This is a genomic window from Streptococcus sanguinis (assembly GCF_019929145.1).
In the GTDB taxonomy this organism is placed as follows: Bacteria; Bacillota; Bacilli; order Lactobacillales; family Streptococcaceae; genus Streptococcus; species Streptococcus sanguinis_U.
The window spans coordinates 103,723-116,617 of the sequence record NZ_JAHZOW010000003.1; the positions used below are offsets into that span (position 1 = coordinate 103,723).

14 protein-coding genes are annotated in these 12,895 nt (G+C 39.0%); 3 read left to right on the plus strand and 11 right to left on the minus strand.

Annotated elements, in window-relative coordinates; all coding sequences use genetic code 11:
- The first annotated feature begins 31 nt into the window (after positions 1–31).
- A complete protein-coding gene (locus K1I94_RS08035) occupies positions 32–355 on the plus strand; it encodes a helix-turn-helix domain-containing protein (RefSeq protein ID WP_223315064.1) in 324 nt (107 codons plus the stop codon).
- Positions 356–370: 15 nt separating this feature from the next.
- Here the strand turns inward: K1I94_RS08035 and K1I94_RS08040 are convergent, their stop codons facing one another.
- Positions 371–817 carry a hypothetical protein gene (locus K1I94_RS08040; protein WP_223315003.1) on the minus strand — a complete coding sequence of 149 codons (447 nt, stop codon included), beginning with the start codon at positions 815–817 and terminating at the stop codon, positions 371–373.
- Between the two features lie 325 nt (positions 818–1,142).
- Between K1I94_RS08040 and pepF the strand changes: the two genes are divergently transcribed.
- Positions 1,143–2,939, plus strand: coding sequence for an oligoendopeptidase F (gene pepF / locus K1I94_RS08045; RefSeq protein WP_223315004.1), 1,797 nt, complete (start codon positions 1,143–1,145; stop codon positions 2,937–2,939).
- A 50-nt stretch (positions 2,940–2,989) separates the two neighbouring features.
- On the opposite strand, the gene K1I94_RS08050 is transcribed toward pepF, so the two are convergent.
- The 4 genes from K1I94_RS08050 to K1I94_RS08065 all read right to left on the minus strand — a co-directional run bounded on the left by K1I94_RS08050 (position 2,990) and on the right by K1I94_RS08065 (position 4,713).
- Positions 2,990–3,400, minus strand: coding sequence for a hypothetical protein (locus tag K1I94_RS08050; RefSeq protein ID WP_223315005.1), 411 nt, complete (start codon positions 3,398–3,400; stop codon positions 2,990–2,992).
- 157 nt (positions 3,401–3,557) lie between these two features.
- Complete coding sequence (gene trxA, locus K1I94_RS08055) at positions 3,558–3,872, minus strand: thioredoxin (protein WP_223315006.1); 315 nt, start codon at positions 3,870–3,872, stop codon at positions 3,558–3,560.
- 17 nt (positions 3,873–3,889) lie between these two features.
- Positions 3,890–4,111, minus strand: a complete 222-nt coding sequence (locus K1I94_RS08060) for a DUF4649 family protein (RefSeq protein WP_002899027.1) — start codon at positions 4,109–4,111, stop codon at positions 3,890–3,892.
- A gap of 188 nt (positions 4,112–4,299) precedes the next feature.
- Positions 4,300–4,713: a YjdF family protein gene (locus K1I94_RS08065; RefSeq protein ID WP_223315007.1), complete on the minus strand. Its 414-nt coding sequence runs from the start codon at positions 4,711–4,713 to the stop codon at positions 4,300–4,302.
- Between the two features lie 287 nt (positions 4,714–5,000).
- Here K1I94_RS08065 and K1I94_RS08070 point away from each other — a divergent pair, with 287 nt between their 5' ends.
- Positions 5,001–5,927: an alpha/beta hydrolase family protein gene (locus K1I94_RS08070; RefSeq protein ID WP_223315008.1), complete on the plus strand. Its 927-nt coding sequence runs from the start codon at positions 5,001–5,003 to the stop codon at positions 5,925–5,927.
- 577 nt (positions 5,928–6,504) lie between these two features.
- On the opposite strand, the gene rpsO is transcribed toward K1I94_RS08070, so the two are convergent.
- The 6 genes from rpsO to K1I94_RS08100 all read right to left on the minus strand — a co-directional run bounded on the left by rpsO (position 6,505) and on the right by K1I94_RS08100 (position 12,827).
- Positions 6,505–6,774 (minus strand): 30S ribosomal protein S15, encoded by a 270-nt coding sequence (gene rpsO, locus K1I94_RS08075; RefSeq protein ID WP_001018251.1) that lies wholly within the window; start codon positions 6,772–6,774, stop codon positions 6,505–6,507.
- 274 nt (positions 6,775–7,048) lie between these two features.
- On the minus strand, positions 7,049–8,044 hold the full coding sequence (locus tag K1I94_RS08080; RefSeq protein ID WP_223315009.1) for a hypothetical protein: 996 nt from the start codon (positions 8,042–8,044) through the stop codon (positions 7,049–7,051).
- A 320-nt stretch (positions 8,045–8,364) separates the two neighbouring features.
- Complete coding sequence (locus K1I94_RS08085) at positions 8,365–9,087, minus strand: transaldolase (RefSeq protein ID WP_223315010.1); 723 nt, start codon at positions 9,085–9,087, stop codon at positions 8,365–8,367.
- Between the two features lie 8 nt (positions 9,088–9,095).
- Entirely contained in the window at positions 9,096–10,478 is a 1,383-nt protein-coding gene (locus tag K1I94_RS08090) for a PTS ascorbate transporter subunit IIC (RefSeq protein ID WP_223315011.1), read from the minus strand.
- Between the two features lie 23 nt (positions 10,479–10,501).
- Positions 10,502–10,783, minus strand: coding sequence for a PTS sugar transporter subunit IIB (locus tag K1I94_RS08095; protein ID WP_032908242.1), 282 nt, complete (start codon positions 10,781–10,783; stop codon positions 10,502–10,504).
- Positions 10,776–12,827, minus strand: a complete 2,052-nt coding sequence (locus K1I94_RS08100; protein ID WP_223315012.1) for a BglG family transcription antiterminator — start codon at positions 12,825–12,827, stop codon at positions 10,776–10,778. The genes K1I94_RS08095 and K1I94_RS08100 overlap by 8 nt, the downstream gene beginning before the upstream one ends.
- Positions 12,828–12,895 lie beyond the last annotated feature (68 nt).

Consider the following 12,895-nt stretch of genomic DNA (forward strand, 5'->3'; position numbering starts at 1 on the left):
CTGCTCCTCCAATTAGAAATAGTGGGAATATATTAAAAAAGCCCGTCTAGATGCAAGACTTACTCAATTAGAAGTTGCTGAAAAGTTAGGTGTGGCTCAAGCCCAGTATGCTAGGTGGGAAAACGGAGGAAGAAATCCAAAAGATGAAACAGTAGAGAAACTAGCTAAAATATTTAATACTTCTTTTGAAACATTGAAAGGACGTGATGATGGACTAGAAGAAATTGTTAGTTTATTGAGGGAGTATGAACTGACAGAAAAGGAGAAAAAAGAAATTATTAGTGTTTTAAAGCAATTTTTGATGAATAAGAAACAAGCTCATAAGAATAATCTTATGAGCTTGTTTTATAAATAACTGTGTTATTCATTCTTAAAGTGTAACATATACCATATAAGCATTCCCAGAGATACTTTGCAATAAATCTTTGCCATTTACGGAAGTATATGTGTCCGGCTCTATTCTAATACGCTTTACATTATAGAGTGCGAACCAGTGCATGTTTTCCGGTTCTTTTTCCCAGATTGACGGAACTGTATAGCCATTGGGGATTGGTTTTTTTGTTCCTTTGCTTGTATCTTCTACATCTGCAATAATTGCATAACTACCGTCTTTTACAGTAAGAATGATTTTTTTAATCATGTGTCTATATTCTTTTCTTGGTCCTCTCTCCATGGTTAAAAGGACTTTCCCATCGTGTTCCTTGGCGTGAAGGGCATAAATATTTATTCCTTCCCTAGCGCTAAGTTCCCCATCAAATCTCTCACCAAATTTGTATACAAGTCCCAATCCATTTTCATATTGTTCTATATTTAACATGATAGAACCTCCTATTGTATATTCTAGTTCCCACTACTCTTAATCTAGCGGAAATCTAGTTACAATTAGTGTACCATGCTTTTGCGCTTCTGTCAATAGATTTAAAAAATTTTTTTCTGAGAGATTGCTGACAACTTGGGAAAAAAGACTAGACATTTTTGGTAGCTTTTGGTAGCTAAACAGACAAATTGTTTTATTATTCTCACAGTGAACATAAAAAATGTTGATTTATCAGCTTTCTTTTTCATTTCAAATCAATTCTAGGAAAGACATTTTGGGGGATTTTTTGCTATACTATTTCTATATATGACAAAAGGAGTAGACTATGGAACAAAAACATCGTTCTGAATTTCCGGAAAATGAACTCTGGGACCTAACAGCCCTTTACCAAGACCAGGAGGACTTCCTGCGAGCCATTGAGAAGGCCAGAGAAGACATCCAGAAATTCGTCCGTGATTACCAAGGCAAGCTTAGCACTTTCGAAGATTTTGAACAGGCATTTGCTGAGTTAGAGCAGATTTATATCCAAATCAGCCACATCGGCAACTACGGTTTTATGCCACAGACCACTGACTTTGGCGACGAGAGCTTTGCGCAGATTGCCCAAGCAGCCATGGAGTTTGAGACGGAAGCCAATGTCGCACTCAGCTTCTTTGACGACGCCCTAGTCGGTGCAGATGAAGCTGTCTTGGAGAAACTAGGCCAAGAGCCCCATCTGACCTCAGCCATCCGCCAGGCTAAAATCAAAAAAGCCCACTATCTGGGAGCAGATGTCGAAAAAGCCTTGACCAATCTAGGTGAAGTCTTTTACAGTCCACAGGATATTTACACCAAGATGCGGGCCGGCGACTTTGCTATGGCTGACTTCGAAGTAGACGGCAAAGTTTACAAAAACAGCTTTGTCACCTATGAGAATTTCTATCAAAACCATGAAAATGCAGAAATCCGCGAAAAAGCTTTCCGCTCTTTCTCTGAAGGGCTTCGTCAGCATCAAAACACTGCTGCTGCTGCCTATCTGGCTCAGGTCAAGTCTGAAAAACTACTGGCTGACATGAAGGGCTATGACTCTGTTTTTGACTACTTGCTAGCTGAGCAAGAAGTTGATCGCTCTATGTTTGACCGGCAGATTGACTTGATTATGAGCGAATTTGCCCCAGTAGCTCAGAAATACCTCAAGCATGTCGCTAAGGTAAACGGACTTGAAAAAATGACCTTTGCCGACTGGAAACTGGACTTGGACAGCGAGCTCAATCCCGAAGTCAGTATTGATGACGCCTACGATCTGGTTATGAAGTCAGTCGAGCCACTCGGACAAGAATACTGCCAAGAAGTTGCCCGCTATAAGGAAGAACGCTGGGTCGACTTTGCGGCCAATGCTGGAAAGGATTCTGGAGGCTATGCTGCTGATCCTTATCGGGTTCACCCTTATGTCCTCATGAGCTGGACTGGACGTATGAGTGATGTCTATACTCTGATTCACGAGATTGGCCACTCCGGTCAGTTTATCTTCTCTGACAATCACCAAAGCTATTTCAACGCCCACATGTCCACCTACTATGTGGAAGCACCGTCTACCTTTAATGAGCTCCTGCTCAGTGATTATCTGGAACGCCAGTTTGATAACCCTCGCCAGAAACGCTTTGCCCTGGCTCACCGTCTGACGGATACTTACTTCCACAACTTCATTACTCACTTGCTGGAAGCTGCCTTCCAACGCAAGGTCTATACTTTGATTGAAGAAGGCGGAACCTTCGGTGCAAGCAAACTCAACGCTATCATGAAAGAAGTCTTGACAGAATTCTGGGGCGATGCCGTTGAAATCGACGACGATGCTGCCTTAACTTGGATGCGCCAAGCCCACTACTACATGGGACTCTACAGCTATACTTACTCCGCAGGCTTGGTCATCTCTACCGCTGGCTACCTACACCTGAAAAATGACGAAAATGGTGCCCGTGACTGGCTTGAGCTGCTCAAATCTGGCGGCAGCAAGACTCCGCTTGAGTCAGCTATGATTATAGGAGCAGATATTTCGACGGATAAACCACTCCGCGACACCATCCAGTTCTTGTCCGACACAGTTGATCAGATTATTGCTTACAGCGAAGAGTTGGGGGAGTAAAGAATAAACAAAATCAGCTTGAATTTCGTTCAAGCTGATTTTTAAATAGTTTAATAAAAATAAAGAGATCCAAAAAAACGGAGATAAAGTAAAATATAGGCACTAAAACAAGCGATAAATATAAGCCATCTTGTCCAGTACTGTGACTTAGTATAACTCTTCATTCGCAATAGCCCGATGAAGAACCAGATCAGACTCCAAAAAACCAGGCCTAATATCTGAGGAGCAAAATACGAAATTAAAAGTAAAACAGGAATCAACAAAGCCAATACTAGTATGATTCTTTTTTGCGTTATCTGCTCTCTAGGAATCATCCAGCCTACAAAAAAACACAAAACCGCTGGAGCGATGAATGGTGTAAAAATCATAAAGACAAATAAAAGATGTTTTAGCAACTCAATAATAATCATTATCTCATTCCCATCATGTTTTAGATAACCCAGCTCTCTAGCGCAACCCATTGGAAAAAATTTACCTCTACTTATTATACCTTAAAATATGCATTTCCAAACAAAAATTTTAAATTGACTCATTATTGTTATAATCGAAATAAAAAAACCGCTCCAAAAACAAGAGCAGTCTCATTTTAAAACAGGCCTATATAACCGTAATCTTACTTTATCCCAACTCCGCCACAATGGCTTTAATCTGCTGGGCAGTATGAACACCCGCTACCTGCTTGACGACCTGACCGTCTTTTTTAAAGAGCAAGGTCGGGATAGACATGATGCCAAAAGCGCGTGCTGTAGTTGGATTTTCGTCCACATCCATCTTGACAATCTTGAGCTCATCTTCGGAAACTTCCTCTGAGAGCTTGTCAAGGATTGGCCCCTGCATGCGACAAGGTCCGCACCAAGTGGCCCAAAAGTCAATGAGCACTAATCCATCTTTTGTTTCTTGCTCAAATGTTACATCTGTGATTGCTTTTACCATTATTTTCTCCTTTATTCTTAGTCAAACTTTGTCAAATCCTGCTTCATCAGGAAAAAGAAGACATCGCCATAAGTACCCTGATAGTTCAAATCATGACCTTTATAAGTCAATTTTTTAACTGGGTAATAATCTGCCACTCCAATCAAGCAGGCCTGCTGGGACTGCTCAAACTCTTGATAAGACTCAAAGGTCATCTTGCGCTCCTGCTTGACAGCATCCAAATATGTAATTTCAATCATAACTTCTCCTTTTTAAAACTACGCTTGTAATTTTTATTTTATGATTATATTGTAATATCTTTTGTTACATCTGTCAAATGAAACGACTTGGAGAAATCACTTCGCTTTTCAAGCCACTCACCGATTGCCTGACAAACAAAAAAGCCTCCCATCGGAAGACTTTCCCATATAAATAAGAAAAAGCAGGCTCAATGCCCCTTGTGCTTTTCCAATCGTTTTTGCTGTTTGAGTTCGAATTTCCTTTGCTTAGCCAGTTCTTTCTGCTGCTTGCGCTTGACTCGAGCAATTTTCTTTTGCTCTTCAAACTGCAGACTCAGCGCTTCCTGAGACTTTGAAGAACGCGAAGCCATCTGCTCCTTTTTAGCCTGTCTCTGCAGGCGTTTAGGACTGACCGACTTAGTTTTCTCCTTCACTCTGATGCTAGGACTAAACTGCAACCGATGATAATAACGGTTTAGAAAATCCAACAGCTCCTGCGTGCTTGGCTCTGCGCCAAAGGTGACTCGGCAAACTCTATAAGATTGAGCATATTCCTGCTCGAAAAGACCGTGCCAAAAGCCCTCTTCAAAATAAACTGTCAGCGTCATTGAAATCTTATCCATGACAGCACCTCCTTTAAAAACCCCTAAGAATGGACAACCAAGGAGGAAGGTTACTGACAAAAATAGACTTTTTGCGTCTGGACTACCAACCAGAACTGTGTTTTTATCTTAGTAGCTACAGTCTAGCAAGATTTTCTAAAAAATTCAAGGTTATCTGAATCTCGCTTGGATAAATGAATTGGATTTTCTTATATGAAAGGCAGAAAAATCAAAAAACAAGAAAGCTCTCTTCTTGTAAAATACATTCATTTCCGCTATAATACTACAAATACTGAAAGGAGAGAACTATGAAGTATATTTGGGCTTTCTTAGCAACCTTGAGCTTGGCTGGACTGGTTCTTTTCTTCTGGCATTCCCAAACCAAATCAAATCCTACTCCTCCTAAGCCAGAAACCACACAGACAGCTTCTAGCGAGAAAATGGACAATCAACCGACTCCAACAGAAGACATCGTGTCTGAAGAATACAGCGTTTCATACGATGACAAGCAGCTCTACGGAAAGATTACTGCTCCTTCTGACTACAAGAGTAAAAAATTGCCGACTATTGTTATCGCACATGGATTGAATAACACCCTTGAGCAATATGAAATGTATAGCCAGCTGTTGGCAAAGCAAGGTTATCTGGTTTACAGCTTTGATTTCTACGGCGGCAGCCGCCAATCGAAAAGCGGTGGACAGGATATGCTGAATATGTCGGTCAAGACCGAACTAACAGACTTGACCCAAGTCATGGAAAAGCTTCGTTCTGAGGCCTTTGTAGATAAAAGCAAAATGAGCTTATTCGGTGCCAGTCAAGGCGGCGTTGTTGCCAGTCTTTATGCTGCTGCTTATCCGGACCGCGTGCACAAACTCCTGCTCATCTTTCCAGCTTTCGTTCTTTTCGATGATGCCAAGGAGACCTATCGTGAGCTAGGGAGCCCTGACTTCGACCAACTTCCTGATAGCCTGACATACCACAATACTACTTTGGGCAAGATTTATCTAATCGATGCCTTAGACATTGACATCCAAGCAGAGCAGGCCAAAATCACAGCTCCGACTCTGATTATCCATGGTACCGATGACGCAGTCGTGCCCTATCAGTATGCCGTTCAAGCAAGTCAGACCATTCCAAATGCAAAGCTGGTCACTGTAGAAGGTGGGGAGCATCGTATTGACGAAAGATTTGCTATCACAGCCGCTCCTGCGATCCAAAAATTCTTGAAAAAGTAAATCTGCTGATAGAAAAAGTTCTTCTAAAGAAATAGAAGGACTTTTTATTTGGAAAAATTAGAAGAATTAGACTAGGAAATGATATTTGAAGAGCTTACAACGAATTAAGAGGAGCGATGAATAAAAAAAACTCTGAAATCAGAGAACTAATTTGAGATCGGGCTAAAATCCTAGTGAAAAAGAAAAGCTACTCTTTTGTAGAACAGCTTTAACTTTTTGTATTCAATTGAACACGGGCTGAGCGAGTTGCTAAAATAAAAAAGCTCCCCGAAGGGAGAAAATCTGGTCTGTTTTACCTTACAGTGCCAGGAACCGTAACCGAAGATAATATTTGAGTATATCGAGGTAAGGTGACGTAACAGAAAAAGCTCCCTGGAGACAGAGAGCCAATTTGAGCTCGGGCTAAAATCCTAGCGAAAAAGATGAAACTCCTTGTGTTCATCGAACACGGTGCCGTTTCCCTATTTTCATACGGATTTTTGACGCCCTTAGCATCATGATTCTTGCTAGATAAAACGTTTATAAACTAGGCGATGAGGCGAAGTCAACGAAGTATAGAAACGTTTTAGACGCAAGATTAGCGACGAAGTCCAAGAGAGTTGATCAACTCACGGTAACGGTTAACGTCGTTCTTACGAAGGTAAGCCAAGAGGTTACGACGGCGACCGATTTTCTTCATCAAACCACGGTAAGTAGCGTGGTCTTTTTTGTGTTGTTTGATGTGTTCGTTGAGGTGGTTGATTTCCCAAGTAAGGACAGCAACTTGTACCTCTACTGAACCAGTGTCACCTTCGTGACGTGCGTATTGTGCAATGATTTCATTTTTTTTCTCTTTTGAGATTGCCATGATATACTCCTTTTCTTTACGCTTCATCCGAGTGACAGGTTTGGCATGGCCTGCAACCAAGAAGAAGTTATTTGTCATTACGACATTCTTATTCTACCAAGAAGGTTTACCTTTGTCAAATGATTCTACTCTATCTTCTTCCCATCTAAATTGTAATTTTTTCTAGATAGCCAAGCATAGGCGGCTATTCCCCAGCAAGCAAATAAAGAGATAATCTGATCAGGATAGTCATAAAAAACCAGCCTCCTAGGACTGGTTAAAAACTTTAGTTCATCTATCTTTCTAAACTTGCTCTGATTGTACCACCAGTATCAAGAATAAGTATTTTTTTACCATTTTGAACTACCACGAAATAATTGTTAGAATTGATATCAATGTAGATATCCTTATTACTTTTGACTTGATAGCCTTCCTCACTGACTGATTCTTTAATCATGGCAATCTTTTCCCCAACTTCTTTTTCACTCAGTTTCTCTTCAGGATTATCAGCAATCAATTTCGTATATTCTACAAAGGGATAGAGTCCCAATCTACTCGAATCACTAGAATTATATTCTTCATCACTATCGGATTTTATATTTACAATTCCAACATCAGAGATACTCACGTTCTTTGGATCTTCACTATTTTTATAACGAATTTTCCACTCACCAACAAATGCCTTAGGATACTGAACTTTATAAAATCGAAGACGCTTGATATACTGTGAGTCATTTGAACTATTGATACCTGAACGACTATCATAAATAATCATACTTCCATCATTTTGCAGAAGGTGGTAAATCTTGTTTTCGTCAATATAAGCAGAAAAGATAGCCTTGGTATTGAGTTTGAAATGCTTATCAAAATCAGCTAAGGTCTTAATTTTTGGATCGTTTTCTTCCTTAATAAATTTTTCAAAATCAGCCTTAGCTTTGTCTCCTTCAGCTAATTTTTCAATATCTTTTTTACCATTAAGTAGTTTTTTCTTATCATTCAGTTCATAAACAAAAGAAATAGAGTCAGCAGGATTAATCCACACGCCATCAAGATCTGAAATTTTCGGTCCCATGCCAAATAGGACGAACACCAAAATTCCTAAGACTGTAACAGCGATTGAAATCCCCACTATAAGGTTACGGCGCTTATTCTTAGCTTGAAGCATCGTTGTTGCTTTAGGAATTTCTTGAGTTCCAAACTGCCCACTTGTCTTTGCCGCTTGGAACTCTTGAGCTGTTGGTTTTCGATGATAAGTCGCTTCAAACTGCGCAACCCACTCATTCTGATTCATAACATCCTCCTCTATAATGATTTTAACAGTGAATTCTCATTGCTAGCAAACTAACTATTTACTATCTTGAAATTTATTATACCATATATAATAACTAGTAAAACATTCACTAGTGAAAAAATTTATAACTTGGGCTAGCATTTGGTAGATTATAACCATATGAGATGCAAAAAAATAACTGTGAAGTACTATGTTATTTACAATTCAACCCCAAAGATTTCTAAAGAAAGTATCTCTGCCTCGGTCAAGGAAACAAATTAAAACCCCAGCACTACTTCATTAAGAACTGGGGTTTAAGGTTAGGATTTTAAAATATTTAATCAGTCATCTAAGATTTTAAAACCAAGACTAGTACTATCTTTCAAAAACATCTGAACTGTTTCTAGGGAATATTCTGTCAAATCTTTACCATTTAACGATAATTTTTGAATTAAATCTGAGGTACAGGTAATAATATCAACCCCTAACTCATCCGCTTGATAAATATTATAGGTTTCGCGCGGACTAGCCCATAACAACTCTACTCCATCTTTTTGACGACAAATAGACAGTGCTTCTTTCATAATCGGCACAGGATCTACACCCGTATCTGCGATACGTCCAGCAAAAACTGACACTATCCCTGGAGTCCCTGCCCTCAATGCTCCAACTACCTCGCGAACTTGTTCAAGAGTGAAAATAGCCGTAGCATTGATTTTAACACCTTTTGCTGCTAGACATTTCATTAAATCAACAGTTGATTCCCCTTTAGAATTTGTCACAGGTATTTTTACATAAACATTCTCTCCCAGTGAGGCTATTTTTTCTGCTTCTTTTTCCATTATTTCTATGTCATCAGCAAACACCTCAAAAGAAACGGGAAATTCCTTAATATCCTTTAATACTTCTTTAGCAAATCCTATATAGCTGGTAATCCCTGCTTTCTTCATTAAGCTAGGATTAGTGGTAAATCCCGATACCAAACCAGAATTTAGGTCCTTAAGCATAGTTTCCAAAACTGCGCCATCTGAATAAACTTTAATAGATAATTTTCGTGCCATCATTCGCCCTCTTATTCTTCTTCGTCGCAAACATTATTCAGTGCTGTATCTGATTTGCTGAGGAAATTTGGTAAAAGCAATATAACAGCTAGAACTGCTACTATCACATAAATACCAACTTGACCAACAGAATCCCCTACACGACCTAACAAAATACCAAATACACCAAAGTCAAAATCACCAAAGGTCGTATTTGCAAAACCTAGTTCACCTAATACTGGCAAAACTGCTGCAGGTAAAAAGGCTAAGAATAGGCCGTTTACAAAAGAACCTAAAATAGCTCCCTTGCGTCCTCCAGTTGCATTGCCATAGATTCCCGCTGTTGCACCACAGAAAAAGTGAGGAACCATACCGGGAATAATCAGCACACCACCTATTGCTCCCAGAATGAACATACCAATCAGTCCACCTAAAAAGCTAAAGGCAAAACCAATAATAACTGCTGTAGGCGCATAAGGGAAGAATACAGCACAGTCCACAGCTGGTACAGCATTCGGAATAAGCTTAGTGGCGATACCTTGAAAAGCAGGAATCAAATCAGCAAGTATCATCCGCACACCTGCATATACAATAGCGACACCAACCGCAAAAGTTAGACCACTGACGATAGCAAATATAAAAGGATTCTTACCAGCTGCTAACTCTTCAACTGTTTTAGGACTACGAATCAGACAAGCAATTGTTGCTATTAGATAAAAGACAACCATGACAATACCTGTTGATATTGTAGTATTGCGAAGAAAACTCCATTTTTCTGAAATTTTCAACTCCTCTGTACTGGTGCTGCCTTTTCCTACCTTAGATCCAATCCAGGCTGAGAGATAGTAACCCAGACTGCCAAAATGTCCCATTGCAATCTCGTCTCCGTCCGTTACCTGAAGAGTATATTTCTGTCCAATAGCTGGAGAAATAGCTGACCAAGCACCTAATATAAATCCTCCTACTGCAATCATGGCAGCTCCTTTAAAGCCAATTGCTCCTAAAACGGCTGACAATAAACAAGCCATAAAGAAACTATGATGCCCTGTTAAAAAGATGTATTTAAAGCGAGTAAAACGAGCAAATAATAAATTTAGCAATAAGCCAACAATGAGAATTGTCATCGTCTCAACACCCAGTATTTTCTGAGCAACTGATGTTACAGCTTCATTATTGGGAACAACACCTGTAATACCAAACCCTTTTTCAATCAAACTAGCTAAAGGAGATAAATTATTTTGAATAACTCCTGCTCCAGCGGCTAACATTAAATACCCTAGAATCGGCCCTAGTGTTCCAGTCAAAACTTTATGACTTGGAGTTCGAAGAGCTACTAAACCAACAAAAGCTATCAGTCCCATTAAAAAGGCTGGTTCACTTAAGATATTTTGAAACAGCGTGAGTATACCATTCATGGCTGAACCTCCATTCTTTCTTCTTATTGATTTCTCATTTCTTCTAATACAGGAACAAGGTCTGCTTCGATTTTTTTGCGATTAGTATAGCTCTTAACGATACAAACCTTTGTTCCCTCAGGAAAGATATCTTGAAATTCTTTCACTGTCACATATAGGTCTGCTCCCTTTCCGACCGCTGCATTAGAATCACAAGATTCTGCTTCTACTTCTATTCCTAAATCTTTGGCAATGGCTTCTACTTTCATCCGAAGAAGTAAGCTGCTGCCAATACCATTTCCACAAACTGTGACAATTTTAATCATCTTTTTCTCCATTCTTTATTGTTTCGGTAATGATTTCCATTATTTCATCTGGATTTTCTGCTGCAATTAACTGTTCTATGGACTCATCGTCATCTAAAATCATAGCAAGCTCTTGTAAAGCTTTCAAATGGGCAGTTGAATCAATGGCGGCAAGTACAAAAATCAACTGAACTTGTTTTTCCTCATCTCCTTTTACATCAAAATCAACTGGCTCTGCCACCTGCAGCAAACTCATTCCTAACTTGTTTACCCCCAAATCAAGAGCAGCGTGAGGAACAGCGACTTTCGGTGCTAGTACAATATAGGCTCCTAACTTCTCCACAGAAGCAATCATTCCTTCAATATAAGACTGCTCAATATAATTTCCCCTCAGCAAAGGTGCGGCTGCCAAAGAAATAGCTTCTTTCCAATCCTTGACCTGATTAGTCTGTTGAATAAATTCTTTTTTTAATAATTCTGTCAAACCATATCCTCCTCTCGTCTGACCTTTTTGCCAGCCTATCAAGTAATTCGATAGTTCTCTCATTAGCTCAGGATAGTGATGAATCGTTGTATGTCGCTCTATAATTTCTATCAACCCGTCTAAGGAAATTCCTTGAGTTTCAATCCAAGAAAATTGACTGATGACTCTGCGTTTTAACATGGTCTTTTCAACAGCCTTCATAACAGGCTGCAGTATATAGACTGGTCTTTCTGATTCAAACGGAACTGTTGAAAAAGCAAGGTCATATTCTTCAATGTCTATCTTTTTAGCTTCATCAAGCTGGTGAACAGGCTTAAACATCATATTTGGAAAAAGATGCTTTAATTCCGCCTGAAGAATCAGGGAAGAACTCACTCCATTTGGACAGATACTCAAAGCCCTTAAAGTTTGTATACTATCTTTCTTATACTCTCCCTCTAAATATCCACCAAAATGAATCGTGAAGTAAGCTACTTCATCATCACTTAATAGTTTGCCTACGTATTCTTCTAAAGGAATAAGACTTCGTTTTACCAAATAGTAGAGTGAGCCAAAATCTGCTTTAATCTGTTCTTTCAATGGATTTATTAAAGGAATATCAAATAACAGGCGATAATACGCTGGATAAAGATGCGAGTATAAATTTTGACGAAATTGAGGAGATTGAGAAAAATCTGCTCCTGTATGAGCTTTGACCTGTTCTATTATATCTTCCATCAACTCAAATACCCTTTGGTCAGAAAAAACTTGAAGATTTCCTTCTGTACAACCTAGCAAGCGAGAAAAGATAAAATTCTTTTTGCCTGCCAACTCTGGGTAAGTTTGTAATAGTTCTTCACATAGATCAAACAAAGAATTTGTATATATCTCTCCTAAGGCAATATCATCGTTAGGACATATTTTTAAACTCCCCGCCTTTAAAATAGCGATAAGACAGCTTACTTCTTTCGTTTTTTCGGACAAAAAATGAATGTTATACTTTTTTCCGAGTAAAACGAGTCTGTCTGCAACTTCCCCATCATTAAGCTCTAGACCACAATCTTCAAGCAAATATCGAAGTGCCCAGCGCCCACTCGCTATTGACAAAAGCTCACTCAATGTCTTCTCTAATAGATAAATGAGCTTTTTTGTTTTTCCTGCTAAAAAATATCCCTGTTTACGAGTATAAGACAGTTCTATCTGATAAGAAAGTAAATGTTGCTTAAGCCTTTTTATATCCGACAGGACTGAATTTCTGCTCATCTGCAATAGATTCTGTAAATGCTGATTGGATACAAAGTGCTGAGCCAACAGAATATAAAGCACAATCATTTCTAAGCGCTCTTCATGAAAAAGATAGTCACCTGTATGATGAGATATCTTTTCAAAAAGGCTATTCAAGGGTACTGCCGGAGTTCTAATTCGTCCTCCTTTCACCTCAATAACTGGAAAATGAAAAGATTCTAAAACATCGTTAATTTTTTCAATTTGCAGAATAAGATATTTACGATTAATTTTTAGAAGTTTTTCCATTTCCTCAAGAGAAGAATCTGAATATTTGGATAAAAGCTGAAATTTTTCAATGAGCTCATTTGATAACACTTCTAGCCCTCCTATATTATTAGTATAAACAAAATAATTAGCGTTTTCAATCAAAATTCAGTCCAATT

Coding starts and splice junctions, on each gene's coding strand:
- K1I94_RS08070 (WP_223315008.1), top strand. CDS start 5,001: ATGAAGTATATTTGGGCTTTCTTAGCAACCTTGAGCTTGGCTGGACTG.
- pepF (WP_223315004.1), top strand. CDS start 1,143: ATGGAACAAAAACATCGTTCTGAATTTCCGGAAAATGAACTCTGGGAC.
- K1I94_RS08085 (WP_223315010.1), bottom strand. CDS start 9,087: ATGATGGCACGAAAATTATCTATTAAAGTTTATTCAGATGGCGCAGTT.
- trxA (WP_223315006.1), bottom strand. CDS start 3,872: ATGGTAAAAGCAATCACAGATGTAACATTTGAGCAAGAAACAAAAGAT.
- K1I94_RS08040 (WP_223315003.1), bottom strand. CDS start 817: ATGTTAAATATAGAACAATATGAAAATGGATTGGGACTTGTATACAAA.
- K1I94_RS08050 (WP_223315005.1), bottom strand. CDS start 3,400: ATGGGTTGCGCTAGAGAGCTGGGTTATCTAAAACATGATGGGAATGAG.
- K1I94_RS08090 (WP_223315011.1), bottom strand. CDS start 10,478: ATGAATGGTATACTCACGCTGTTTCAAAATATCTTAAGTGAACCAGCC.
- K1I94_RS08095 (WP_032908242.1), bottom strand. CDS start 10,783: ATGATTAAAATTGTCACAGTTTGTGGAAATGGTATTGGCAGCAGCTTA.
- K1I94_RS08065 (WP_223315007.1), bottom strand. CDS start 4,713: ATGGATAAGATTTCAATGACGCTGACAGTTTATTTTGAAGAGGGCTTT.
- K1I94_RS08060 (WP_002899027.1), bottom strand. CDS start 4,111: ATGATTGAAATTACATATTTGGATGCTGTCAAGCAGGAGCGCAAGATG.
- K1I94_RS08080 (WP_223315009.1), bottom strand. CDS start 8,044: ATGAATCAGAATGAGTGGGTTGCGCAGTTTGAAGCGACTTATCATCGA.
- rpsO (WP_001018251.1), bottom strand. CDS start 6,774: ATGGCAATCTCAAAAGAGAAAAAAAATGAAATCATTGCACAATACGCA.